This is a genomic window from Herbaspirillum sp. SJZ107, assembly GCF_006715485.1.
Lineage (GTDB): Bacteria > Pseudomonadota > Gammaproteobacteria > Burkholderiales > Burkholderiaceae_D > Telluria.
Map to the genome: position 1 here is coordinate 257,830 of NZ_VFNH01000001.1, position 24,546 is coordinate 282,375.

Consider the following 24,546-nt stretch of genomic DNA (forward strand, 5'->3'; position numbering starts at 1 on the left):
CATGACGGCCCTCAGTAGCGGCATGCAGCCGGTGCTCGACGTCACCGGCATCCACAAGCAGTTTCCCGGCGTGCGGGCGCTGTGCGACGCCGGCCTGCGCCTGTTCCCCGGCGAAGTGCACACGTTGATGGGCCAGAACGGCGCCGGCAAGTCCACGCTGATCAAGGTGCTCACCGGCGTCTACCAGCCCGACAGCGGCAGCATCCTGCTGGACGGCCGCCCGATCCGGCCGCGCTCGACCCAGGATGCGCAGGCGCTCGGCATCAGCACCGTCTACCAGGAAGTGAACCTGTGCCCGAACCTCTCGGTCGCGGAAAACATCTTCATCGGCCGCTATCCGCGCCGCTTCGGCTTCGTGGACTGGCGTTCGATGCGGCGCCAGGCGGCCGAGCTATTGAAACGGCTGCAGATCGAGGTCGACGTCGGCAAGCCCCTGGCGAGCTATCCGCTGGCGATCCAGCAGATGGTGGCGATCGCGCGCGCCCTGCATACCGATGCCAAGGTGCTGATCCTCGACGAGCCGACCTCCAGCCTCGACGAAGCCGAGGTGCAGACCCTGTTCGGCGTGCTGCGCCGCCTGCGCGCGGAAGGGATGGCGATCCTGTTCGTCACCCACTTCCTGGACCAGACCTACGCGATCTCGGACCGCATCACGGTGATGCGCAACGGCGAGCGCGAAGGCGAATACCCGTGCGCCGAGCTGTCGCGCCTGGCCCTGGTGAACAAGATGATCGGGGCGCCGGCCGACGCCGAGCAAGGCGCTGCACAAGGTGAAGAAGCACGGGAGCGCGGCGAGGTGTTCCTGGCCGCCCACGGCATCGCCCGCAAGGGCGTGCTGCAGCCGGTCGATCTCGCACTGCACCGCGGCGAACTGCTCGGCCTGGCCGGTTTGCTGGGGTCCGGCCGCACCGAGACCGCGCGCCTGCTGTTCGGCGCCGACCGCGCGGACGCCGGCAGCATCGACGTCGGCGGCAAGCGGGTCAAGCTGGCCAATCCGCGCGACGCGATCGCGCAGGGCATCGGCTACTGCTCGGAAGACCGGAAGCACGAGGGTGCGATCCTGCCGCTGTCGGTGCGGGAGAACTTAATATTGGCTTTACAGGCGCGCCAGGGCATCTGGCGCGCGATTCCGATGAAGCGCCAGCAGCAGCTGGCATCCGATTACGTCAAATGGCTGGGCATCAAGACCGCCAGCATCGAGACCCCGATCGGCTCGCTCTCCGGCGGCAACCAGCAGAAGGTGCTGCTGGCGCGCTGGCTGGCCACCGAGCCGGGGCTGATGATCCTGGACGAACCGACGCGCGGCATCGACGTGCGCGCCAAGCAGGAAATCATGGATTACGTGAGTACCTTGTGCCGCAAGGGCATGTCGATTCTTTTCATTTCGTCGGAGCTGCCGGAAGTGCTGCGCGTGTCCGACCGCATGCTGGTCATGCGCGACCGCAAGGCGTGCGGCGAGTACCGCCGCGGTGAGCTGGACGAGACCTCGGTGCTGCAGGTGATCGCGGGAGAGGGCGCATGACTACACGCGTCGATCCCGCCCTCGGCAAGCCCGAAGCGCCGGCCGCATCGCTGCGCACGGTCCTGCTCCAGCATCCGCTGCTGCGCCCGGCCGCGGCCCTGATCGTGCTGCTGGTGCTGGACGCGCTGCTGGTGCCCGGCTTCTTCCGCCTCGAGATCAAGGACGGCCACCTGTACGGCGCCCTGGTCGACATCCTGAACCGCGCGGCGCCGCTGATGCTGGCGGCGCTCGGCATGACGCTGGTGATCGCCACGCGCGGCATCGACATCTCGGTCGGCGCGGTGGTGGCGCTGTCCGGCACCGTCGCCGCGACCCTGATCGGCGGCACCATGGTGGTCAACAACGGCGTGCCCGAATACGTGGCGAACACGCCGATGGGCATGGCGCTGGCGGCCGCCGTCGGCGTCGCGCTGCTGTGCGGGCTGTGGAACGGGGTACTCGTGGCCGGCATCCGCCTGCAGCCGATCGTGGCGACGCTGATCCTGATGGTGGCCGGGCGCGGCCTGGCCCAGCTGATCACCGACGGCCAGATCGTCACCGTGTATTACAAGCCGTACTTCTTCCTCGGCAGCGGCTACCTGGCCGGGCTACCGTTCTCGCTGTTCGTGGTGGCGGCGCTGTTCGCGCTGACGCTGCTGCTGGTGAAGAAGACCGCGCTCGGCCTGTTCATCCAGACGGTCGGCATCAATCCGGTGGCGGCGCGCCTGGCGGGCCTGCGCACGGCAACCCTGATCATCTTCGTGTACGTGTTCTGCAGCGCCTGCGCCGGGCTGGCGGGGCTCCTGATCACGTCCAACATCAAGAGCGCGGACGCGAACAACGCCGGCCTGCTGCTGGAGCTGGATGCGATTTTGGCGGTCACGCTGGGTGGCACCTCGCTCGCGGGCGGCAAGTTCAGCCTGGCGGGCAGCATGATCGGCGCGCTGATCATCCAGACGCTCACGTACACGATCTATTCGCTGGGCGTGCCGCCCGAAGTGAACATGGTGGTCAAGGCGATCGTCGTGTTCATCGTCTGCATTTCGCAGTCGGGTGAGTTCCGCCAGCTGCTCAAGAAGAGGACCGCATGAGCGCACTCGCAAGCGGAGCACGCGGACTCTCTTCCGCGCCCTGGTTCACCTCGCTGGTGACGGTGATCCTGCTGGTGGCCATGCTCGGCATCGGCGGCGCCGCCTATCCGGGCTTCCTGTCGCTGCAGGTCGGCTTCAACCTGCTGATCGATAACGCCTTCCTGCTGGTCGTCGCGGTCGGCATGGGCTTCGTGATCCTGTCCGGCGGGATCGACCTGTCGGTGGGCTCGGTGCTGGCCCTGTCGACCATGATCACGGCCTGGCTGCTGCAGACGGCGCACTGGCCGCCCGGCCTGGCCATCCTGGCGGTGCTGGTGCTCGGCGCGCTGTTCGGCGGCGCGATGGGCCTGATCATCCATTTGTTCAAGCTGCAGCCCTTCATCGTCACGCTGGCCGGCATGTTCCTGGCGCGCGGCTTGTGCTACCTGATCAGCACCGAGTCTATCACCATCGACCAGCCCTTCTTCGTCGCGGTGTCGCAGACCCAGGTGCCCTTCCTCGGCGGTTTCCTGTCGCCCGGCGCCGTGATCGCCCTGGTCGTGCTGCTGCTGGCGGTCTGGCTGGCGCATTTCACGGCCTTCGGCCGCGCCGTGTATGCGGTCGGCGGCAACGAGCAGTCGGCCGCGATGATGGGCCTGAACGTCGGCCGGACCAAGGTCGGCGTGTATGCGCTGAGCGGCCTGTGCGCGGCGCTGGGCGGGGTGCTGTTCGCGTTCTACATGCTGTCCGGCTACGGGCTGCACGGACAGGGCCTGGAGCTGGATGCGATCGCGGCGGTGGTGATCGGCGGCACGCTGCTCACGGGCGGCTACGGCTACATCGCCGGCGCGCTGTCGGGCGTGCTGGTGCTGGGCGCGATCCAGACCCTGATCGCCTTCGACGGTACCCTCAGTTCGTGGTGGACCAGGATCGTGATCGGCGGGCTGCTGTTCGTGTTCTGCGTGGTGCAGAGGGTGATGGGCGGGCGCAGCTGATGGACGCGTCGAATCCCAACTGGTTCCTGAAGGCGCGCCTCAAGACGCGCCAGCTGCTGCTCTTGATCGCCCTCGACGATTACCGCAACATCCACCGCGCCGCCGACGAGCTGCACATGACCCAGCCCGCGGCGTCCAAGCAGATCAAGGACCTCGAGGAGATGCTCGAGGTGAAGCTGTTCGAGCGCCTGCCGCGCGGGATGGAGCCGACCATCTACGGCGAGACCATGATCCGCCACGCGCGCATGGCCCTGACCAGCCTGGCGCTGGCGCACGACGACATCGTCACGCTCAAGGCCGGGCTGTCGGGACAGGTCGAGGTCGGGGTGATCATGGCGCCGGCGATGGCGCTGCTGCCGCGCGCGATCGCGCGCGTGAAGGAAGACGCGCCGCTGCTGCGCATCGGCGTGCAGCTCGAGACCAGCAACGTCCTGCTGGATAAACTCCAGCACGGCACCCTCGACTTCATGATCGGCCGCATCTTCGATACCATCGACACCACGGGCCTGATCTACGAAGAGCTGACCGAGGAGCCGGCGTGCGCGGTGGTGCGGCCCGGTCACCCGCTGCTCGACAACGCCCAGCTGCAATTGAAGGACATTGCGCCGCTGCCCTGGATCCTGCCGCCGCACGGCAGCATCCTGCGCTACCGCTTCGACATGATGTTCCGCCGCGCCGGCCTGGAACCGCCGGCCAACGTGGTCGACACCACGGCCATGCTGGTGATCACGGCGCTGCTGCAGCAGACCGATTCGCTCCACGTGATGCCGCTCGAGGTGGCGCAGTACTACGCCTCGCTGAACGTGATGCGCATCCTGCCGATCGAGCTGCCGTGCAAGATGGACGCCTTCGGCATCATCCGCCAGCGCGACCATTTATTGTCGCCGGGGGCCGACCTGTTGCTGCGCGCGGTGCGCTCGGCTGCCGCCGAAATTTATTGAGCAGGCGTTATCAGTCATTTACTTCTTTGCACCAAATTGTTGCATTGCAACCGTAATATCTACAAATAATTGCCATGTGTTAATTCTTAGCCATTGAATCCGCACCATACTGAGCCGTAAATTGCTCGTGCGGTAAATACGGCAGCCACAGCGCCGCCTCGAATCGGATTCAAGCGGAGATAAGAATGAACATCGGAAATCTAAAAATTGGAACGCGGCTCGCCATCGGTTTTGGCGCGATCTGCGCAGCCCTGGTATTCATGGTCGGGCAGGGAACAGTCATGCTGGGCCGGGTCAACGATGGTACCGACGAGATCGTCAATCAGCGCATGCCGCGCATCGACTTGCCGACGCGCATGCAGACTGAAATCAGTGATATCGCCCTTGCGGTACGCAACATGATGCTGAACGACGACCCGGCCGATCGCGCCAGGCAGGTCGAGGAGATCAGTTCCTCGCGCAAGGAAATCGAAGCCATCCTGCAGAAGCTGGACAGTCTCTTGCGCGATCCGAAGGCGCGTGAGGTGCTGGCCAAGCAGCAGGAAGCCGGTACGCGCTACCTGAAAGGCCAGGAAGAGCTGGTCCGCCTGATCAACGCCGGCGACGCGCCGGGAGCGAAGGCTTACCTGATCAAGGAACTGCGTCCGGCGCTGGCCGCGCTGAAGCTGGCAGTCGCCGAGCAGATCGCGGTGCAGAAGGGGCTGGCGCAGAAGAAGGCGCTCGAGGCCGAGCAAACCTATAAACAGACGCGTACCCTGATGATCGTGCTTGGCCTGGTCATCCTGGCCGCCGCTGCCGCGCTGGCGCGCTGGATCACGGTATCGATCACGCGTCCGTTGCGCCATGCGCTCGACGTCGCCAACGCGGTCGCTGCCGGCGACCTGACCAGCAAGGTCGACGCCAAGGGCGATTGCGAAGTGGCCCAGCTGCTGAAGGCGCTGAAGGCCATGAACGAGCAGCTGGTCGCGACCGTGGGCACGGTGCGCAGCAGCACCGATGCCATCGCCACCGCGTCGTCGGAAGTCGCCGCCGGCAACCTCGACCTGTCGGCGCGCACCGAGCAGCAGGCCGGCTCGCTGGAAGAAACCGCGTCGTCGATGGAAGAGCTGACCTCGACCGTGAAGCAGAACGCCGACAATGCGCGCCAGGCCAACACGCTGGCCGACACCGCCAGCGGCGTGGCCGCACGCGGCGGCCAGGTGATCCAGGAAGTGGTGCAGACCATGGAACAGATCCACGCCGCCTCCGGCAAGATCGTCGACATCATTTCGGTCATCGACGGCATCGCTTTCCAGACCAACATCCTGGCGCTGAACGCAGCGGTGGAAGCCGCCCGTGCCGGCGAGCAGGGCCGCGGCTTCGCCGTGGTGGCGGGCGAAGTGCGCAGTCTGGCGCAGCGTTCGGCCGCGGCGGCCAAGGAAATCAAGGGCCTGATCGGCGACTCGAGCGAACGCGTCGAAGCCGGCAGCCGGCTGGTGAAGGACGCCGGCGCCACGATGGAAGAAATCGTGACCAGCGTGCGCCACGTGGCCGACATCCTCAACGAGATCAGCTCGGCCAGTCAGGAACAGAGCGCCGGCATCCAGCAGGTCAACGAGGCGGTGACCCAGATGGACGGCGTGACCCAGCAGAACGCGGCGCTGGTCGAGGAAGCCGCGGCGGCCTCGCAATCGCTGCAGGAGCAGGCGGCGCGCCTGACCGAGGCGGTGGCGGTGTTCCGCCTGGATGCGCATGCGGGTGGCATGGCCGTGCAGCGGGCGCCGGTCGCGGCACCGGCACCGGCTGCGCCGCGCCTGGCGGTTGCGAAGCCGGCGGCTGCCAAGCGTGCGCCTGCGCCTGCGGTTGCCGCGCCGGCGGCAGCCAAGCCGGCTGCAAAACCGGCAGCCAAGGCGGCAAGCAAGCCGACGGCTGCGCGCGATGTGGTGGAGAGCGATTGGGAAGAGTTCTGATCTCCGCCGGCTGAAATCGGTGTAGCCGGTACCATCGCACCATTAATCAACGTCGCCCCCGCGCAGGCGGGGGTCCAAGTTTCCATGAGCAGCCTTTAGCACGCGCTATGGGACCGCAACGAACTTGGACCCCCGCCTTCGCGGGGGCGACGTGCTTGGTGCGGGGACGGCGTGCTTCTCGATCCTCGCAAAGATGGCGATTGTGATACGCTTTCCGATGCGCCTGAGACACAGGCCCCGGACCATCGTCTTTACAAGGATCAGCATGACCGCCTTCGTCATTACCCCGCCCGCCACCCCGGCCCTCGCCGTGGCCGGTTCCGACCAGACCTTCCCCGTGCGCCGCGTGTTCTGCGTCGGCCGTAACTACGCCGCCCACGCGCGCGAAATGGGCAGCGATCCGAGCCGCGAACCGCCGTTCTTCTTCACCAAGCCGGCCGATGCCGTGGTGCCGGCCAGCGGCAGCGTGCCGTATCCGCCGTCGACGCAGGAACTGCACCACGAAGTCGAACTGGTGGTGGCCTTGAAGGGCGGCGGCACCGACATCGCGCCGCAACAGGCGCTCGACCTGGTATGGGGCTATGGCGTTGGCCTCGACCTGACCCGGCGCGATCTGCAGGCGATCGCCAAGAAGGACGGCCGGCCGTGGGACATGGCCAAGGGTTTCGATGCCTCGGCGCCGTGCAGCCCGCTGCAGCCGGTGAGCGCGGTCGGCCACCCGGACGATGCTGCCATCTGGCTCGAGGTCAACGGCCAGCGCAAGCAGGAAGGCAACCTGAACGAGATGATCTGGCCGGTGGCCGACGTCATCGCCTACCTGTCGCGCTTCGTCGCGCTGGCGCCGGGTGACCTGATCTACACCGGCACCCCGTCCGGCGTCGATGCCCTGAATCCGGGCGACCGCGTGCGCGGCGGCGTCGACGGCGTGGCCACCTTCGAACTGGAAATCGGCCAGGCCGCCGCGGGCCGATGAGCGCGCAGCCGCAGGTCGACCTGCTGCAGATCGGCGCGTTCCCGCCCGAGGTGCAGGCGCAGATCGACGCCGAATTCCGCTGCCTGTCCGTGGCCGACCTGGAACGCGACCCGGCGCTGGCGGCGGGCATCCGCGGCGTGGTCACGCGCAGCAACCTGGAGGTGCCGGCGGCGCTGGTCGAGCGCCTTCCCGGGCTGGAAATCATCGCCACCAACGGCGTCGGCTACGACCTGATCCCGCTCGGCCTGGCGGCCGGACGCGGCATCGTGGTGACCAATACGCCCGACGTGCTGAACGCCGCCGTGGCCGAGCTGTGCGTGGGCACGCTGCTGTCGCTGCTGCGCCGCCTGCCGCAGGCCGACCGCTTCGTGCGCGAAGGCCGCTGGGCCGGCGCCGCTTTTCCGCTGTCGACCAGCCTGGCCGGCAAGCACGTCGGCATCGTCGGCCTGGGCCGCATCGGCAAGGACATCGCGCGCCGCCTCGAACCCTTCGGCGTGGCGCTGGCCTACCACGGCCGCAGCGACCAGAACCTGGCCTGGCGCCACGAGCCGGACCTGGCCGCGCTGGCGCGCGACGTCGACATCCTGATCGTGGTGGCGCCGGGCGGCGCCGAGACAGCGCACCTGGTCGATGCGCGCGTGCTGGCGGCACTCGGGCCGCAGGGCTGGCTGGTGAACGTGGCGCGCGGCTCGGTGGTCGACCAGGCCGCGCTGCTGGATGCGCTGGAGCAGGGCACCATCGCCGGCGCGGCGCTGGACGTGTTCGACAACGAACCGGCCATCGACCCGCGCTTCTTCACGCTCGACAACGTGATGCTGACGCCGCACCTGGGCAGCGCCACGCGCGAGACGCGGGCGGCGATGGCGCAGCTGATGCTGGATAATTTGCGGTCGTGGTTCAGGAGTGGGCGGGCGCTGACGCCGGTCGTCCTGAAATAAGCTGGTTTAGAAACCGTCGCCCCTGCGAAGGCAGGGGCCCAAGTTCGTGGTGCAGCCGAAAACTTGGGCCCCTGCCTTCGCAGGGGCGACGTTTTAGGGCTAACGATGTTTCACATCGCAGTGAATCTCAATTCGCCATATTCCGCGCCACAATCGCATCGGTCGCCTGCTGCGCCTGTTGCAATGGCTGGTCCAGCACATTGGTCGCATAAGCCGGGCTTGGTGCCGCCACGGTCCCCAGCGCGCTGCCACCCTGCGCACTGATATCGACGTCGACGGTCGCCGACAGCCCCACACGCAGCGGATTCGCCGCCAGCTCTTTCGGGTCCAGCGAGATGCGCACCGGTACCCGCTGCACCACCTTGATCCAGTTGCCGCTGGCGTTCTGCGCCGGCAGCAGCGAGAAGGCGCTGCCGGTGCCGGCGCCCAGGCCCACCACCTTGCCGTGGTAAGTCACCTTGCTGCCGTAGATGTCGGCTTCGATGGTGGCCGGCTGGCCGACGCGGATGTCGCGCAGTTCCGATTCCTTGAAGTTGGCGTCGACCCACAGCTGGTCCAGCGGCACGATCGAGAGCAGCGGCGCACCCGGGGCGATGCGGCTGCCGACCTGCACGCTGCGCTTGGCGACGTAGCCGCTCACCGGCGCCACGATGGCGTTGCGGCGCGCCGCCAGCCAGGCCCCCAGGTACTCGGCCTTGGCGGCCAGCACGGTCGGATGCTCGGCCGGGGCCACGCCGGCCACCGACACGCGCGCGCCCGCGAGCTGGCGCTGCGCGACTTCCAGCGCCGCCTTGGCATCGTCGACGGCGCGGCGCGCGTGCGCCACGTCTTCGCCCGAGACCACGTTGTCCGCCGCCAGCGGCATGCGTCGCGCCAGGTCTTCCTGCGCCGTCTTCAGGGCCACGCGGCGCTGCTCGATCACGGCCTGGTACTGCTCGACGTTGGTGTAGCGCTCGCGCTGCTGGCGCACGGCCTGGCCCAGCCTGGCCTCGGCCTGCGCCAGGTTGACGGCGGCGTCGGCCGGGTCCAGCTTGACGATCTCGGTGCCGGCTTTCACCATCTGCGTTTCGTCGGCGCGGATCTCGACCACGCTGCCGTTCACCTGCGACGAGACGTTGACCAGGTTGCCGCCGACGTAGGCGTTGTCGGTCTCGACGCGCTTGGAGGCGACCAGCGTGTAATAGGCGCCGTAGCCGATGCCGGCGGCGATGAAGGCGGCGGTGATCGCCAGCAGGACGAGCTTGCGCTTGCCGGGTTTGGGGGGGTTGGTGTCGGTGCTCATGGTTATTCTGCCCTCGGTGGGTTCTGGACGGATGCGGTCTGGATGGCGGGTGCGCGGTAGCCGCCGCCGAGCGCCTTGACCAGCGCGACCTGGGTCTGCAGGCGGGCGTCGAGCAGTTGCAGGTCGGTGTCGCGCTGGCGCAGCAGGGTCTGTCTTGCCTGCAGCACGGCAGCGCGGTCGGCCAGGCCGCGTTGCTGGCGCGCTTCGGCATTCGCGGCCAGGCGCGCGCTGGCGTCCAGCGCCGCGGCGTGCGAGGCCGACTCGCGCTCCAGGCCCTGCAGCGTCGCGCCTTCCATCGCCACGTCACGCACCGCGTTCAGCACTGCCTCGTTGTACTCGGCTACCAGGGTGTCGCGCTCGGCGCGCGCCACACCCAGCTGGGCCTTCAGGCGGCCGCTGTCGAACAGCGGCAGGTCGAGGGTGGCGCCGACCAGCGGCGTGCGGCTCGGATAGCGCAGCAGCTTGCCGACCGAGACCGCGTCCAGGCCGATCGACCCCACCAGGTTGATGTCGGGGCGGAAGGCCAGTTCGCCGGCGGTCACGCGTCCCAGTTGCGCCTCGACGCGCCAGCGCGCGGCCTGCAGGTCGGGACGGCGCGCCAGCAGTTCCAGGCCCAGTGCGTGCGGCAGGGCGTTGGCGGCGGGCGCCGGCTGGAAGTGCGCCAGCGCCGCCAGGGCGTCGGCGTCGCCGCCCAGCAGCGCGCGCAGCGCTTCGCGTTCGCGCGCGGCATCGGTGTCGTAGCGCACCGCCTGCTCCTGCAGGTTGGCCAGGTCGAGTTGCGCGGCCTGCAGCGCGTCCTGGCTCAGCAGGCCGTGGGCCATGCGCGCCTGGCGATCCGCGATCAGGCCGCGCTGCACGGCGATCAGCGCATTCACGTTGTCCTGGCGCGCCCACAGCATCTGCAGGCGGAAGTAGCTCTGCGCCACCGAGGCCGCCAGCGTCTGCGCGGCCTGCGCGCCTTCGGCCAGGCGCGCATTGGCTTCGCCCAATGCGGCGGCGATCAGGGCGCGGTGCTTGCCCCACCAGTCGAAGTCGTAGCTGGCGCGTGCCTGCACCGAAAAGTCGTTGTACCAGGCGCCGCCCAGCGGCGGCGGGAAGAAGCCGTTGGACGAGTAGCGCTGGCGGTTGGCGCCGGTGGCCAGGCCGACCTGGGCGCCTTCATTGGCCTGTTCGGTGCCGACGACCGCGCGGGCGCCGGCCAGGCGCGCCTGCGCCGTGGCCAGGGTCGGGTTGTCGCGCAGGGCGCGGGCGACCAGTTCGTTCAGCTGCGGGTCGCCGTAGGCCTGCCACCATTGCTCGGCCGGCCACGCATCTGCAGGCAGCACGATGTCGCCGGCCAGGCGCACCCTGGCGGCGTCGGGGCCGGTGCTGCGCGTGGTGTCGGGCGGCACGCCGATGCAGCCGGCCAGCAGCGCCAGCGTGGCGGCGGCGGCGATCGGAAGAAGTGTAAGTTGTCGCACTTGGTTTGCTTTCTCGGGTTATTCCATGGCCGCGTGGTCGACCTGCACCGGGCCGCTGCTCGCCTTCGGCGGCCGGATCAGCAGCAGCATCGGGATCACGGCCAGCGTCAGCAGCATCATCAGCCAGTAGTCGTCGACGTAGGCGATCATCGAGGCCTGGCGCGTGACTTCGTTATTGATCATGGCGGCGCCGGCCTGGGTCGCCATGCTGTAGATGCTTGTCGGGTCCTGCAGCGCCGCGTTGGCGCCGTTGATGTGGGCGGCCAGCGACTCGTGCGCGGTATTCGTGTTCTGCACCAGCAGTACCTGCACCAGCGCGATGCCGATCGAGGAGCCGATGTTGCGCACCAGGCTGTACAGGGCCGTGCCTTCGGCGCGCATCTGCGGCGACAGCGTGGCGAAGGTGGCGGCCGACAGCGGCACGAACACCAGGCCCAGGCCCACGCCCTGGATCACGCCGGGCCAGACGATGTCGGATTCCGACAGCACTAGCGTGTAGCCGGTCATCTGCCACAGCGAGAAGGCGGTGATGGCGAAGCCGGCGCCCAGCAGCAGGCGGAAGTCGACCTTGCCGGTCAGGCGCCCCACCACCAGCATGGCCGCCATCGTGCCCAGGCCGGACGGCGCGGTGACCAGGCCGGCCATCATCGCCGGGTAGCCCATCAGGCCCTGCAGCATGGTCGGCATCAGCGCGCGCGTCGCGAACAGCACCATGCCGACGATGAAGATCAGCAGCAGGCCGGTAACGTAGTTCGGGTTCTTCAATAGCCGGAAATCGACGAAGGTGGTGCCGGCCGGGCGCGTCAGCGTGTGGCCGATGAAGTAGGCGAAGGCCATCGTGGTCAGGATCAGCTCGACCCAGGTCTCGATCGACGCGAACCAGTCGTTCTGTTCCCCGCGGTCGAGCAGCATCTGCAGCGCGCCGATGGCGATCGACAGGGTGACGAAGCCGAACATGTCGAAGCGCACGCGGCGTGCGCCCGCTTCGCCGTGGATGTAGCGCCAGATGCCCCAGAAGGCCATGGCGCCGATCGGCACGTTGATGAAGAACACCCAGCGCCAGCTGTAGCTGTCGGTCAGCCAGCCGCCCAGCGACGGGCCCAGGATCGGGCCGATCATCACACCCATGCCCCAGACCGCCATCGCCGAGCCGTGCTTTTCCTTCGGGTTGATGTCGAGCAGGACCGACTGCGACAGCGGCACCAGCGCGGCGCCGAACACGCCCTGCAGCATGCGCGCGACCACGATCTCGGTCAGCGTGGCCGACAGCCCGCACAGTACCGAGGCGATGGTGAAGCCGGCCACCGAGACCAGGAACACCTTCTTCAGGCCGAAGCGGTCGACCAGCCAGCCGTTCAGCGGCGTTGCGATCGCAGCCGCCACGATGAAGGAGGTCAGCACCCAGGTGATCTGGTCGGTCGATGCCGACAGCGAACCCTGCATGTGGGGCAGGGCCACGTTGGCGATGGTGCCGTCGAGCGCCTGGATGATCGTCGCCAGCATGATCGATACCGTGATCATGGTGCGGTTGATCGGCAGCCGCTCGGAGGCCGCGCTGGGGTTGTCGCTCACAGCTCGCTCTCGATGCGCGTGCGCAGGGTTTCCAGCAGGGCGGCGGCGGCGGCCAGCGCCTGCTGGTCCATACCCGCGAACAGGTTCTTGCGGAAGGCTTCCGCCTCCTTGCGCACCTCGTCGTAGACGGTGCGCCCGGCATCGGTCAGGTGCGCCAGCTTGACGCGGCGGTCATTGGGCGAGGGCGCGCGCGTGACGAAACCGTCGCGCTCGAGGCGGTCCAGCATCGACACCATCGACGGTCCTTCGACGCCGACCAGGTCGGCCAGCGCGCGCTGCGACATCGGCTGCGCCGACTTGGCGATCATCGCGATCGTCATCCAGCCGGACTGGCCGATGCCGAGGTGCTTGAGGCGCTTGTCCAGCGCCAGGCGCCACAAACGTGCGCTGCCGTGCAGGGCCGCGGAGAACCGCTCCTCGGGAGATTCAGGTAGACCACTCATCATTAGATACAGAATAGATAGGAATCTATCGATTTTATTTTATGCAATAGAACTTGGCAAGCGCGCCGTGATGGATCTTTCAGAGAGAATATGTAAATTGGGAAGCGTTACTGAAAGGACAGTTATGCCGCAAGCCGCTTTGCTCACCGTCCATGGAATGGGCGAAACCCCGCGCGACTATGCCACCAGCATTTTCGGCAACCTGCACGGCCGCCTCGGCACGCTGGCCGCCGGCGTCGATTTCCGCTCGGTGTATTACCAGGACATCCTGAAGCCGAACCAGGAAACCGTCTGGGCCAGGGTGAACAGCGCCACCAAGCTGCACTACGACGACCTCCGCCGCTTCCTGCTGTTCGGCTTCGGCGACGCTGCCGGGCTGGAAAACCGCAAGGAGATCGATGGCTCGGTCTACGAACTGGCGCAGGCGGCTATTGCCCGCCAGCTGCTGGGCGTGTACCGCAACGCCCCCGGCAGCGCGGTCGTGTTCCTGGCGCAGTCGCTCGGCTGCCAGGTGCTGTCCAGCTATATTTACGATGCGCAGAAAGCGCTGGCGGGCCTGCCGGTACTGGCCGGGATCTGGAAGGACGTCGACGCCTGGTCGATGCGCACGCTGGGCCATCGCCTGACGGCCGACGAGCGCCGCTTCCTGGCCGGCGCCAGCTGCACTGCCTTCGTCACCACCGGCTGCAACATCCCGATCTTCGTCGCTGCCCACCGCACCATGGACATCAAGCCGATCGCGCGGCCGACGCCGGGCTTCGAATGGATCAATATCTACGACCCGGACGACGCGCTCGGCTGGCCGCTGCAGCCGCTGTCGCCGGAGTACGCGGCGCTGGTGGACGACCGCGCGATCAATGCGGGGCAGGGGATGGTGAACTGGATCCTGAAGAGCTGGAATCCGATGTCGCACACGGCGTACTGGAACGATGCGCAGGTGATCGCGGTGGTGGAGCAGATGCTGCAGCGGGCGGCCGGATAAACCGTTTATATAGTTATCGTTCCTTCCGCGCCGCATCCTCCCGCTCCATGCGCGCCCGCACTCCGCCATCGACCCCGGTCCCGGCCGGCATCGGCTGGTACAGCGACCCGCTGGTCGGCGGCAGGGTCGGCGGCGCTTTTTCCATCTGCGACTTGTGCGCGATATTCGCCGAGATGCGTTCGGTCAGGTCCGGTGCCAGGTGGTGCGACCACACCGCCCCGCGCGCCTTCCACCCGGTCGGCACTTCCTCGCTCGGGTGCAGCGAGGCGTAGACGATGTAGTCGACCACCTTGTCCGCCGGGTCCATCGCCGGCATGCGCGCGGTGCGCCCGGTGTAGTTGGCGGCGTGGTCGAAGAAGGGCGTGTCGGTGGCCCAGGGCATCACGGTCGCGACGTCGATCGGGCCGCGCAGGCCGGCCAGGCGCAGCTCTTCGTTGAGGGCCCGGCCGAGCGCCAGGATCGCCGCCTTGGTCGCCGAGTAGGAGGCGTGGTAGGCCAGCGGCACCTCGCTCTCGACCGACCCGAGGTTGACCAGCACGCCGGCGCCCTGCTTGCGGAACTGCTGCAGCGCCACGTGGCTGCCGTAGATCACGCCCTTCAGGTTGACGTCGACCACGCGCGCGTGGTCCTCGACCGGGACGCTGTCGAAGGCGCCGATCGCGCCCACCGCCGCGTTGTTGATCCAGACGTCGATGCGGCCGAAGCGCTGCACGGCAGCATCCGCCAGCCGGCGCACGTCTTCGGCCTTCGACACGTCGGTGGTGACCACCAGCGCGCTGCCGCCGGCGGCCTGGGCCTGGGCCGCGACCTGGTTCAATACCTCGGTGCGGCGCGCGGCCAGCACCACGTTGGCCTTCATGCCCGCCAGCCGCAAGGCGACGCCGCGCCCGAAGCCGCTGGAAGCGCCGGTGATCACATAGGTCTTGCCGGCGACGCTTTGCTGGTCGCCCTGGCTCAGGCTGGCGCAGCCGCCGAGTGCCAGGAAAGACAGCAGGAGCAGGGCGTGCAGCATGGCACGCGCTTGTTGGGCAGTTGTCGTGTCGAACATGCGAAGCTCTCCAAAGGTGGTCGGACATGGACAACCATGCTAGCCGGGTAGCGGATGCGCTCGGTGTTCGATACCGCTCGGAACAACTGCTTTAAAGAACTTTCCAAAAACCGGGCTCTGACCCCGGTTTGATGCAGGTCAGGCCGATTGCAGGGTGAATACCGCGTGGATGTCGCCGGCGACGCTGCCGCGGGCATTCTTGATGGCCGGGTTGCGGTAGCGCTCGAGCAGGCTGCGGCGTTCGGCGTTCAGCAGGCCGAGCTGGTCCAGCACGCTGTAGACGGCCGGATGCAGCGCCCGCACGTTGCCGTCCGCGACCTTGATCGCGATGCCGATGCCGGCCGAGCGGATGCCGATCGCCTGCACGGCGTCGGCGCCGATCTTGGCGACCCAGTCGCCGCCGCCCGCGCCCATCCAGTGCAGGTCGGTGCGCTCGGTGCCCGAGACCAGGTCCGGGCGCGCGGTCATGGCGTCGAACAGGTCGCCCATGGCAGCGCCCAGGCGCGGGTCATTCGCGCCTTGCGCCAGGCGCGCGTACAGGTGCGCCAGGCGCGCCAGCGGCATCGCGAAGTTGGGCGCCGAGCAGCCGTCGAGGCCGGTCGGCAGCTGCGCCTCGTCCATCTGCACGCAGTCGGCCAGGGTGGCGCGCACGGCGCGCTGCAGCGGGTGTTCGGGCGCCACGTAGTTGTCCAGCGGCGCGCCATGCAGGCGGCACCAGGCCAAAAAGCCGCTGTGCTTGCCCGAGCAGTTGTGGTGCACCGGCGTGAAGCGGGCATCCGGCGGTACCGGCTGGCCGGTGAAATCGTAGAACAGCGGCACCGCGCAGCCGCATGCGAGATGGCTTTCGTCGACGCCGATCTTGTCCAGGATGGCGCGCACCCCGGCCACGTGCTTGTCCTCGCCCGAGTGGCTGGCGCACAGCAGGGCCAGCTCGTCGCGCGTCAGGCCGAAGCGCGCCGGACCGTCGTCGAGCACGAAGGGCAGGGCCTGGAAGGGTTTCAGCGCCGAGCGCGTAAACGTCATGAAGTCCGGGTCGCCGCTCGCGTACAGCAGGCGGCCGCCGGCGTCCACCACGGCCACCGAGCCGTAGTGGATGTTCTCGACGGCGTAGCCGGTGGCCGGGTAGCCGCGCGTGGTGGCGGCAAGGGGGGCTGGGTGCATGGCTGTCTATGTCCTTGTTGCGCTCACATGGGCGCGCCGAACTTGCCGGCCTGGTAGTCGCGGATCGCCTGGTTGATTTCCTCGCGCGTGTTCATCACGAACGGGCCGTGCGACACCACCGGTTCGCGGATCGGTTCGGCGTGGCCGAGCAGCAGCACGCTGTCGTGTTCAGCGACGATCTCGAGCTCGTCGCCTTCGGGTTCGAATTCGCACAGGTGGAAGGCGCTGACGGTGTCCGGCTGGACCTGGATCACGCCGCGCACCACGTACAGGAACACGTTGCGCTCCAAAAGATTGTTCAGGTAGAGCCGCGCGCCGGCTTTCATTTCCACGGTGCTCATGAAGACGCCGGTCAGCGATTCGATCGGACCCTTTACGCCCTGGTACTCGCCCGAGACCAGTTGCAGGCGCACCTTGCCGCCGTCGCTGTCGATCACCGGGAGCTGGTCGCGCTGCAGGCCGGTGTAGCGCGGCGCCGTCATCTTGAGGGCGGGCGGCAGGTTGACCCACAGCTGCAGGATTTCGAGCGGGCCGCCGGTCTCGAGGAATTCGCGCGGCGAGATTTCCGCGTGCACCAGTCCGCTCCCGGCCGTCATCCATTGCACGCCGCCGGGGCCGATGATGCTTTCGTGGCCGGCGCTGTCGCGGTGGGCCAGCAGGCCGTCGAGGATGAAGGTGACGGTCTCGAAGCCGCGGTGCGGGTGCGGACCGAAGGGCAGGCCGCGGTTGTGGGCCGGGTAGACCTGCGGGCCGTGGTGGTTGAGGAAGAGGAAGGGATCGATCTGGTCGAGGTGCGGTCCCGGCACCGGCCGCTGCGTGATCAGGTCGCCGATATCGTCGCGCATCGCGGGGTGCACCCGCTGGATGGATTTATAGCTCATTCTTACGTGTTCCTTATCGTTGTAGCCATCGTCATACGATACCCGATTGCGCGACGGGACGCCGCCGTGCTTCCGGCCCGCCATCCTTCCTGCTAGACTCCTTGCGCCTTAGAAATTACGGAGACGCAGGCTTTACATGAAAACATCGAGACCCCTGGCCGGCCTGCTGCTGGCCGCCGCGCTGGGCAGCGCCACGGTGGCGAGCGCCGCCCCGGCCGCGCCCGGCGAGGCCGCCCTGAACGCCGCCAAGCACGCCGCCACCGCCTACCGCACCGACGTGGTCGACCTGCTCGCCAAGCTGGTCAGCTACAACACGGTCGCCGACGACAAGGTCCCTTGCGACAAGAATCCGCGCCACGCCGAATTCAAGGCTTTCCTGAAAGGTGAAGCCGAACGCTTCGGCCTCGATGCCGCCGACCATGGCTGCGTGGTCGTGATCGGCCTCGGCCAGGGCGAAGAACGGGTCGGCCTGGTCGCGCACGGCGACGTGCAGCCGGTCGATCCCTCCAAATGGAAAAAGTCGCCGTTCGAGCTGGACCGCACCAGCGAACCCGGCAAGCTGCTGGCGCGTGGTGCCGAAGACGACAAGGGGCCGATCGCCACCGCGCTGTACGCGATGAAGTCGCTGAAGGACCTGCAGCTGCCGCTGTCCAAGCGCATCGAGCTCTATGTTTACATGGCCGAGGAATCGGACTGGGGGCCGCTCGAGCAGTTCGTCAAGACGCACCCGCTGCCGCAGGTGAACATCACGCTCGACGCCGAATACCCCGCGGTGACCGCCGAGAAGGGCTATGGCACGCTGGCCGTGACCCTGCCCAAGCCGGCGCTGCCGGCCGAGCCGGGCGGCCCCGTCATCAGCCAGTTCGGCGGCGGCTTCTTCGGCAGCCAGATCCCGGAAGATGCCCAGGCCACGATTGCCGATGCGACCCCGGCGCTGGAAGCCCAGATCCGCCAGCGCGGCGCGAAGCAGACCGGCATGCGCTACGGCTTCGAGTGGAAAGGGCAGGACCTGGTGGTGACGGCCAAGGGCGTGTCGGCCCACTCCTCGAAGCCGGAGGACGGCATCAACGCGATCAGCATGCTGGCCGATGCGCTGGCGGTGCACAGCTGGCCCGACGCCGGGGCCGGTGCCGCCGTCAATTTCCTCAACGAGATGGTCGGCACCGGCTACCTGGGCGAGAAGTTCGGCAACATCGCCTACCGCGATGCCTTCATGGGGCCGATGACCTTCGCCCCGACCGTGATCCGCCAGCATGCGGCCGCCACTGCGGCCACCAGCGGCGCGCCAGCCGGCGCCGACGCCGCGGCGGGCGGCATCGAAGTCGCCATCAACATCCGCCGCCCGCAGGGCAAGACCGCGGAACAACTGACCAACGAGATCAACGCCGCGCTGGCCCAGTGGCAGGGCGCGCATGGGGCGCCGGCCAACGTGAGCATGGAGATCGGCGATCCGTGGGTGCAGAAGGATGCGCCGCAGCTGCCGGTATTGATGAGCGTGTTTTCTTACTACACCGGCATCAAGGAGCCGAAACCGGTGGCGGTCGGCGGCGGCACCAATTCGCGCCTGTTCCCGCGCGCGGTCAGCTTCGGCCCGTCGATGCCGCGCACCGTGTACACCGGCCACTCGGAACACGAGTTCATCACGGTCAAGCAATTGCTGCTGAATCTGGAGATGTACACCGCCGTCATGGCCGAGCTGGCGAAGTAGGCGCCAGCCTTTCCAGACAGCCCGGCCCGTGCCGGGCTTTTTTTTGCACTGCAGCAGCGCCATTGGCCGGGAAGGGCGCCGCGACACGCGCTCACGATCTGGAGCACAGTCTGGGGCGTAGGAGAATGTCTCGCCAAAACCAGCGAATTGTTCTCAGAATTCTGTAGGCATCTGCCTACGGCAGGCCTGGTTTCATAGGGAAACCTGACTGCGATCACGTCCTTTCCCTAGGAGAGAAAGCAGGCGCAGCAAACTGCCGTGCGCGACGGCGGCGCACCCCAGTTGACCACCGGAAAATCGAGTGCTTCCTGCAAGAAAATGTGGCGAAAACTGCATGTTAGGATCGGTCCCTGACTTTGATTTCGCTACCGGAAGTCATGCGGAAAAATCCGCGTGACGCTCGACATGAATATGCTATGCATAGCCAAGAACTCGTAAAGCCTGACGGACGACAACTTACGCTGTACAGCAATCGGCCGATCCCGGACGGGATGGCCGCGCCGAGTCCATTTCCGGAGCCGCAACACCCCAATCCGCACCTGCGCTGGCATCCGCTGCGCGGCGAATGGGTCGCCTATGCGGCCTTCCGCCAGAACCGCACTTACCAGCCGCCGCCCCAGTACAACCCGCTGGCACCGACCGTCGACGCGCAGCACCCGACCGAGATCCCGGCCGGCGCATACGAGATCGCCGTGTTCGAGAACCGCTTCCCGTCGCTGGCATTGGATGCGCACGATCCGCCGGCGCTGACGGTGCCGAGCGCACCCGCCAACGGCCAGTGCGAGGTGGTGGTGTTCACGCAGGACCCGAAGACGCCGCTGGCACGGCTGCCGCTGTCGCGCATCGAGCTGCTGCTGAAGGTGTGGGGCGACCGCACCCGCCGGCTGCAGGGCAAGAGCCATATCCAGTACGTGCTGGCGTTCGAGAACCGCGGCGCCGAGGTCGGCGTCACGCTGCACCATCCGCACGGCCAGCTGTATGCCTATCCCTTCGTGCCGCCGGTGCCGGCGCGCATGCTGGCGCAGGAGCGCGAGTATTACCTGCAGCACGGTGCCAGCCTGCTGTGCGACATGGCGCGCGACGAAGCCGCCGACGGCAAGCGCGTGCTGTACCAGGACGACTATGCGATCGCCTTCGTGCCGGCCTGCGCGCGCTATCCGTATGAAGTGTGGGTGATGCCGATTGCGCCGTGCAAGGATTTCGCCGCGCTCACGCCGCCGCAGTCCGAGAGCCTGGCGCGCGCGCTGAAGACCGTGCTGCTGAAGTTCGACAGCCTGTGGGACCGCCCGTTTCCCTACCTGATGTGCTGGTACCAGGCGCCGCTGGATGGCGCCGACCACCCGGAAACCCAGCTGCACGCCCAGTTCTACCCGCCTTACCGCACCCGCGACCGCCTGAAACACCTGGCCGGCACCGAGCTCGGCGCCGGCATGGTCGCGATGGACGTGCTGCCCGAAACCACGGCTTACGAATTGCAGCAGGTCGAGATCAACCTGGAGGATGGCGCATGACGATCGACTCGACACCCGATGTGCGCGCTGGCGAAGTGGCGGCCAAGCTGGCGCTGCTGCGCGAGACGCTGGCCCAGAGCGGCGCGGGCGCGATCCGCCTGCGCGGCCTCGACTGGGTATCCTGGGTCACCGCCGGCGGCGACGCCTCGGTGCAGCTGGCCCTCGACAGCGGCGCCGCCGAGGTGCTGGTCACGCGCGACGACGCCGTGATCCTGACCGACGAGATCGAGGGCGAGCGCCTGCGCCAGGAGCAGGTGCCGCCCGGCTTCACATACCACATCGCGCCCTGGGCCGAGGTCGAGCTGCGCGAGACCTACGTGCTGGGCGCGGCGGCCGGCGGCGCGGTGCTGACCGACCGCCCGAACCACGTCGACCAACCGCTGCCGGCCAGCCTGCGCCTGCGCCGCATGGTGCTGGGCGACGCCGAGCAGGCACGCTATCGCGCGCTCGGGCGGGACGCGGCGGCGGCGGTGGGCGAGGTGCTGCGCGCCGCCCGGCCCGAGTGGACCGAGTTCCAGCTGGCGGGTGCCGCGGCGCAGGCCCTGTGGGCGCGCGGCATCCAGCCGGCCGCGGTGCTGGCGGCGGGCGAACGGCGGCTGCCGCTGTTCTGCCATGCGGCGCCGACGCACGAGCGCCTCGGCGGACGCGCTTCGCTGCAGGTGTGCGCGCGCCGCCACGGCCTGTACGCCAACCTGACGCGCTCGCTCAGCTTTGGGCCGGCGCCGGCCGGGCAAACCGAGCTGCTGCAGGTGGAAGCCACCGGCCTGGACGCGGTCCGCCCCGGCAACTCGCTGGCCGCGGTCTACCACGCCCTCGATGCGGCCTACCGCCACGCCAACCGGCCGGAGGCGATGCGCCTGCACCACCAGGGCGGCATCACCGGCTACGCGGCGCGCGAGATCGTCGCCACCCCCAGCACCGCGACCGGGCTGGAAACCGGCATGGCCCTGGCCTTCAATCCGGGCTTTGCCGGCATCAAGATCGAAGACACCTTCCTGCTGGGCGCAGGCGGCCTGGAAAACCTGACGCTGGATCCGCACTGGCCCAGCGCCACGGTGCAGGGCCGCGTGCGTCCGCTCTGGCTGGAGAACCCATGACATGAACAGTCCCGAGACCTTTTTCGGCGGCGCCCCCGAGGCGCTCGCAGCGGCCCCAGGCCGCGTCAACCTGCTGGGCGAGCACACCGACTACAACGACGGTTTCATGCTGCCGGTGGCGACCCCGCAGCAGACCGAGGTCGCGCTGGCGCGCAGCATCGACGACCAGCACCACCTGTATTCGGACACGCTGGACGGCAACGTCACCTTCGCCGCCAGGGGCGGCAGCGCACCGCAGGGCTTCGGCAGCTATATCGAGGGCTGCATCCGGCTGGTGGAAGCCATGGGCGTCGCCATTCCGCCGCTGCGCTTCTACGTGACCACCAACCTGGCGGTCGGCTCCGGCCTGTCGTCCTCGGCCGCGCTGGAAGTGGCGACGCTGCGCGCGCTGCGCCAGTTGCTCTGCTTCGCACTGGACGACGTCAAGCTGGCCCAGATCGCCCAGCGCGCCGAGATCGACTATGCGCGCGTGAACTGCGGGATCATGGACCAGATGGCGTCCAGCCTGTGCGACGAGCGCAACATGCTGTTCATCGACGCGCGCACGCTCGAACACCGCCTGGTCGGGCTGCCGCCGGATACCGAACTGATCGTGGTCGATTCGGGCGTGCCGCGCACGCTGGCGGCCAGCAAGTACAACGAACGGCGCGCCGAGTGCGAGGAAGCCTCGCGCAAGCTCGGCGTGCGGGCGCTGCGCGACGTCAGCGATCCCGAGGCCGTGGAGACGCTGCCCGATCCGCTGCGCCGCCGCGCGCGCCACGTGGTGCAGGAAAACCTGCGCGTGCTGGAAGCGGCAGAGGGCGTGTCGGCCGAACGTTTCGGCGCACTGATGAACGCGTCGCACGACAGCCTGCGCGACGACTACGAAGTTTCGATTCCCGAGCTCGACCAGCTGGTGGACGCACTGCGCGCCGCCCCGGGCGTGCTCGGCGCACGCCTGACGGGAGCGGGATTCGGCGGGGCCACGGTTGCACTGTGCCGCGCCGGCTCGGCCCGTGAGGCGGCACAGGCAGCACTTTCTACCTACAACAAAGCAGGAGGCCAGGGAAGCATCCTGATCCCGGTCTCGACCCAAAGAAAGGAACAACAATAATGAGTCAGTTCGAGTATCCCCGCCCCCAGCTGGTACGCGACAATTGGATCAACCTGAACGGAAAATGGCGTTTCCGCTTCGATGACGAACTGGTGTCCCGGATGCCGCAGGGCGTCGACGGCTGGACCCACGAGATCAACGTCCCGTTTGCGCCTGAAACCGAACTCAGCGGTATCCAGGACACCGGTTTCCACCGGTTCTGCTGGTACGAGCGCGACTTCGACCTGGCGCCGTCCGAGCAGCGCACGATCCTGCACTTCGGCGCGGTCGACTATTCGGCCAAGGTATGGGTCAACGGCCAGCTGGTGGCCGAGCACGAGGGCGGCCATACGCCGTTCTCGGCCGACATCACCGAAGCCCTGAAAGCCGACGGCAAGCAGACCGTGACCGTGTTCGTCGAAGACGACCCGGCCGACCTGGCCAAGCCGCGCGGCAAGCAGGACTGGCTGCTGGAACCGCACTCGATCTGGTACCCGCGCACCACCGGCATCTGGCAGACCGTGTGGATCGAGCAGGTGTCGCGCACCTTCATCCGCTCGCTGCGCTGGACTCCGATCTTCGAGACCTTCGAGATCGGCTGCGAAGTGTTCGCCGGCGGCGACATCCAGGAAGACATGGTTGTCGAAGTCAAGATCTGGCACGGCGAGACCCTGCTGGCCGACGACCTGTACAAGCTGCTGGGCGGCGAGGCCAACCGCAAGATCGCGCTGTCCGACCCCGGCATCGACGATTCGCGCAATGAACTGCTGTGGAGCCCGGAGCGTCCGACCCTGCTCGACGCCGAAGTGATCCTGCGCTGCGGCGACAAGGTGGTCGACCACATCAAGTCGTACACCGCGCTGCGTTCCTTCCACATCAACCGCGACCGCCTGCTGCTGAATGGAAGGCCGTACCCGTTGCGCCTGGTTCTGGACCAGGGCTACTGGAACGAATCCTTCATGACCGCGCCGTCCGACGAGCACCTCAAGCGCGACGTCGAACTGGCCAAGCTGATGGGCTTCAACGGCGTGCGCAAGCACCAGAAGATCGAAGATCCGCGCTACCTGTACTGGGCCGACAAGCTGGGCCTGCTGGTGTGGGAAGAGATGCCGTCCGCGTACCGCTTCTCGCCGCACGCGATCAAGCGCATCGTCAAGGAATGGACCGAAGCGATCGAGCGCGACTACAGCCACCCCTGCATCATCGTGTGGGTGCCGTTCAACGAATCCTGGGGCGTGCCGAACCTGACGCTGACCCAGGCCCACCGTAACGCGGTCGAGGCGCTGTACCACCTGACCCGTACGCTGGATTCGACCCGTCCGGTGATCGGCAACGACGGCTGGGAAGCCTCGGCCACCGACATCCTGGGTATCCACGACTACGACAGCGACCCGGAAAAGATCAAGGCGCGCTACGAAGTCACCGACCCGGTACGCACCCTGTTCGACCAGCGCCGCCCCGGCGGCCGCATCCTGACGCTGGACGGCTTCCCGCACCGCGGCCAGCCGATCGTGCTGACCGAATTCGGCGGCATCGCCTACGACCCGAACGCGACCCCGGAAGACGGGACCTGGGGCTACACGCGTTCCCAGACAGCCGAGAGTTATCACGCGCTGTACCAACGCCTGCTGAAAGTGGTCAACGAGACCTTCATGTTCAGCGGCTTCTGCTACACACAATTCGCCGATACTTTCCAGGAGGCGAACGGCCTGCTGAACGCCGATCGGACGCCCAAGCTTCCGTTCGAGGTCATCAGTGCCGCCACCCGTAACGTCCCGCTGCAGACGCGCGACGTGGAGGAGGAGGGAGACGGGCCGGCAACCGCCTGAAGCGTTCCACGGAGCTCGCCATGACGTAGTCCTGCGCCACCGGCGGCGGCCCGCCGCCGATGGCGCCTACCTGTCGCGAAGGAGTATCCGCAAGAAACGCCGGTGGTCGGCCGCAGTACTGCAATGTTTTTTC

At 67.8% G+C, this 24,546-nt stretch carries 20 protein-coding genes; 13 read left to right on the plus strand and 7 right to left on the minus strand.

Annotated features, from left to right (window positions below; translation table 11 throughout):
- Position 1: 1 nt before the first annotated feature.
- The 7 genes from FBX97_RS01175 (at position 2) to FBX97_RS01205 (ending at position 8,367) form a co-directional block, all read left to right on the plus strand.
- Entirely contained in the window at positions 2–1,522 is a 1,521-nt protein-coding gene (locus FBX97_RS01175) for a sugar ABC transporter ATP-binding protein (RefSeq protein ID WP_141828436.1), read from the plus strand.
- Positions 1,519–2,592 (plus strand): ABC transporter permease, encoded by a 1,074-nt coding sequence (locus FBX97_RS01180; protein WP_141828437.1) that lies wholly within the window; start codon positions 1,519–1,521, stop codon positions 2,590–2,592. The genes FBX97_RS01175 and FBX97_RS01180 overlap by 4 nt, the downstream gene beginning before the upstream one ends.
- Positions 2,589–3,566, plus strand: coding sequence for a galactofuranose ABC transporter, permease protein YjfF (yjfF, locus tag FBX97_RS01185; protein ID WP_141828438.1), 978 nt, complete (start codon positions 2,589–2,591; stop codon positions 3,564–3,566). Before FBX97_RS01180 ends, yjfF begins: the two co-directional genes overlap by 4 nt.
- On the plus strand, positions 3,566–4,507 hold the full coding sequence (locus tag FBX97_RS01190) for a LysR family transcriptional regulator (RefSeq protein ID WP_141828439.1): 942 nt from the start codon (positions 3,566–3,568) through the stop codon (positions 4,505–4,507). Before yjfF ends, FBX97_RS01190 begins: the two co-directional genes overlap by 1 nt.
- 185 nt (positions 4,508–4,692) lie before the next feature.
- Positions 4,693–6,456: a methyl-accepting chemotaxis protein gene (locus FBX97_RS01195; protein WP_141828440.1), complete on the plus strand. Its 1,764-nt coding sequence runs from the start codon at positions 4,693–4,695 to the stop codon at positions 6,454–6,456.
- A 265-nt stretch (positions 6,457–6,721) separates the two neighbouring features.
- The gene (locus FBX97_RS01200) at positions 6,722–7,429 is read left to right on the plus strand and encodes a fumarylacetoacetate hydrolase family protein (protein WP_141828441.1); all 708 of its coding nucleotides are present in this window, start codon (positions 6,722–6,724) and stop codon (positions 7,427–7,429) included.
- Positions 7,426–8,367 (plus strand): 2-hydroxyacid dehydrogenase, encoded by a 942-nt coding sequence (locus FBX97_RS01205; RefSeq protein ID WP_141828442.1) that lies wholly within the window; start codon positions 7,426–7,428, stop codon positions 8,365–8,367. Before FBX97_RS01200 ends, FBX97_RS01205 begins: the two co-directional genes overlap by 4 nt.
- Positions 8,368–8,494: 127 nt before the next feature.
- On the opposite strand, the gene FBX97_RS01210 is transcribed toward FBX97_RS01205, so the two are convergent.
- Genes FBX97_RS01210 through FBX97_RS01225 form a run of 4 tightly spaced genes read right to left on the minus strand, consistent with a single transcriptional unit; the run spans position 8,495 to position 13,124 of the window.
- Entirely contained in the window at positions 8,495–9,649 is a 1,155-nt protein-coding gene (locus FBX97_RS01210) for an HlyD family efflux transporter periplasmic adaptor subunit (RefSeq protein WP_141828443.1), read from the minus strand.
- A gap of 2 nt (positions 9,650–9,651) precedes the next feature.
- Positions 9,652–11,109, minus strand: a complete 1,458-nt coding sequence (locus FBX97_RS01215; protein WP_141828444.1) for an efflux transporter outer membrane subunit — start codon at positions 11,107–11,109, stop codon at positions 9,652–9,654.
- An 18-nt stretch (positions 11,110–11,127) separates the two neighbouring features.
- Positions 11,128–12,630, minus strand: coding sequence for an MDR family MFS transporter (locus FBX97_RS01220; RefSeq protein WP_141830750.1), 1,503 nt, complete (start codon positions 12,628–12,630; stop codon positions 11,128–11,130).
- Between the two features lie 47 nt (positions 12,631–12,677).
- The gene (locus FBX97_RS01225) at positions 12,678–13,124 is read right to left on the minus strand and encodes a MarR family winged helix-turn-helix transcriptional regulator (protein WP_141828445.1); all 447 of its coding nucleotides are present in this window, start codon (positions 13,122–13,124) and stop codon (positions 12,678–12,680) included.
- 124 nt (positions 13,125–13,248) lie between these two features.
- On the opposite strand from FBX97_RS01225, the gene FBX97_RS01230 reads away from it, so the two are divergent.
- Complete coding sequence (locus FBX97_RS01230) at positions 13,249–14,106, plus strand: hypothetical protein (protein WP_141828446.1); 858 nt, start codon at positions 13,249–13,251, stop codon at positions 14,104–14,106.
- 13 nt (positions 14,107–14,119) lie between these two features.
- Here FBX97_RS01230 and FBX97_RS01235 read toward each other — a convergent pair whose 3' ends face one another.
- From FBX97_RS01235 to FBX97_RS01245, 3 genes are all read right to left on the minus strand, one after another.
- Positions 14,120–15,154 (minus strand): SDR family oxidoreductase, encoded by a 1,035-nt coding sequence (locus tag FBX97_RS01235; protein WP_141828447.1) that lies wholly within the window; start codon positions 15,152–15,154, stop codon positions 14,120–14,122.
- 138 nt (positions 15,155–15,292) lie between these two features.
- Complete coding sequence (locus tag FBX97_RS01240; RefSeq protein ID WP_141828448.1) at positions 15,293–16,315, minus strand: asparaginase; 1,023 nt, start codon at positions 16,313–16,315, stop codon at positions 15,293–15,295.
- Between the two features lie 23 nt (positions 16,316–16,338).
- Entirely contained in the window at positions 16,339–17,196 is an 858-nt protein-coding gene (locus tag FBX97_RS01245) for a pirin family protein (RefSeq protein WP_141828449.1), read from the minus strand.
- Between the two features lie 136 nt (positions 17,197–17,332).
- Here FBX97_RS01245 and FBX97_RS01250 point away from each other — a divergent pair, with 136 nt between their 5' ends.
- From FBX97_RS01250 to FBX97_RS01270, 5 genes are all read left to right on the plus strand, one after another.
- The gene (locus tag FBX97_RS01250) at positions 17,333–18,904 is read left to right on the plus strand and encodes a dipeptidase (protein ID WP_141828450.1); all 1,572 of its coding nucleotides are present in this window, start codon (positions 17,333–17,335) and stop codon (positions 18,902–18,904) included.
- A gap of 491 nt (positions 18,905–19,395) precedes the next feature.
- Entirely contained in the window at positions 19,396–20,415 is a 1,020-nt protein-coding gene (gene galT / locus FBX97_RS01255) for a galactose-1-phosphate uridylyltransferase (protein ID WP_255517240.1), read from the plus strand.
- Complete coding sequence (locus tag FBX97_RS01260) at positions 20,412–21,512, plus strand: Xaa-Pro peptidase family protein (RefSeq protein ID WP_141828452.1); 1,101 nt, start codon at positions 20,412–20,414, stop codon at positions 21,510–21,512. The genes galT and FBX97_RS01260 overlap by 4 nt, the downstream gene beginning before the upstream one ends.
- A gap of 1 nt (position 21,513) precedes the next feature.
- Positions 21,514–22,605 (plus strand): galactokinase, encoded by a 1,092-nt coding sequence (gene galK, locus FBX97_RS01265; RefSeq protein WP_141828453.1) that lies wholly within the window; start codon positions 21,514–21,516, stop codon positions 22,603–22,605.
- The gene (locus FBX97_RS01270; RefSeq protein WP_141828454.1) at positions 22,605–24,413 is read left to right on the plus strand and encodes a glycoside hydrolase family 2 protein; all 1,809 of its coding nucleotides are present in this window, start codon (positions 22,605–22,607) and stop codon (positions 24,411–24,413) included. The genes galK and FBX97_RS01270 overlap by 1 nt, the downstream gene beginning before the upstream one ends.
- The last annotated feature ends 133 nt before the right edge of the window (positions 24,414–24,546 follow it).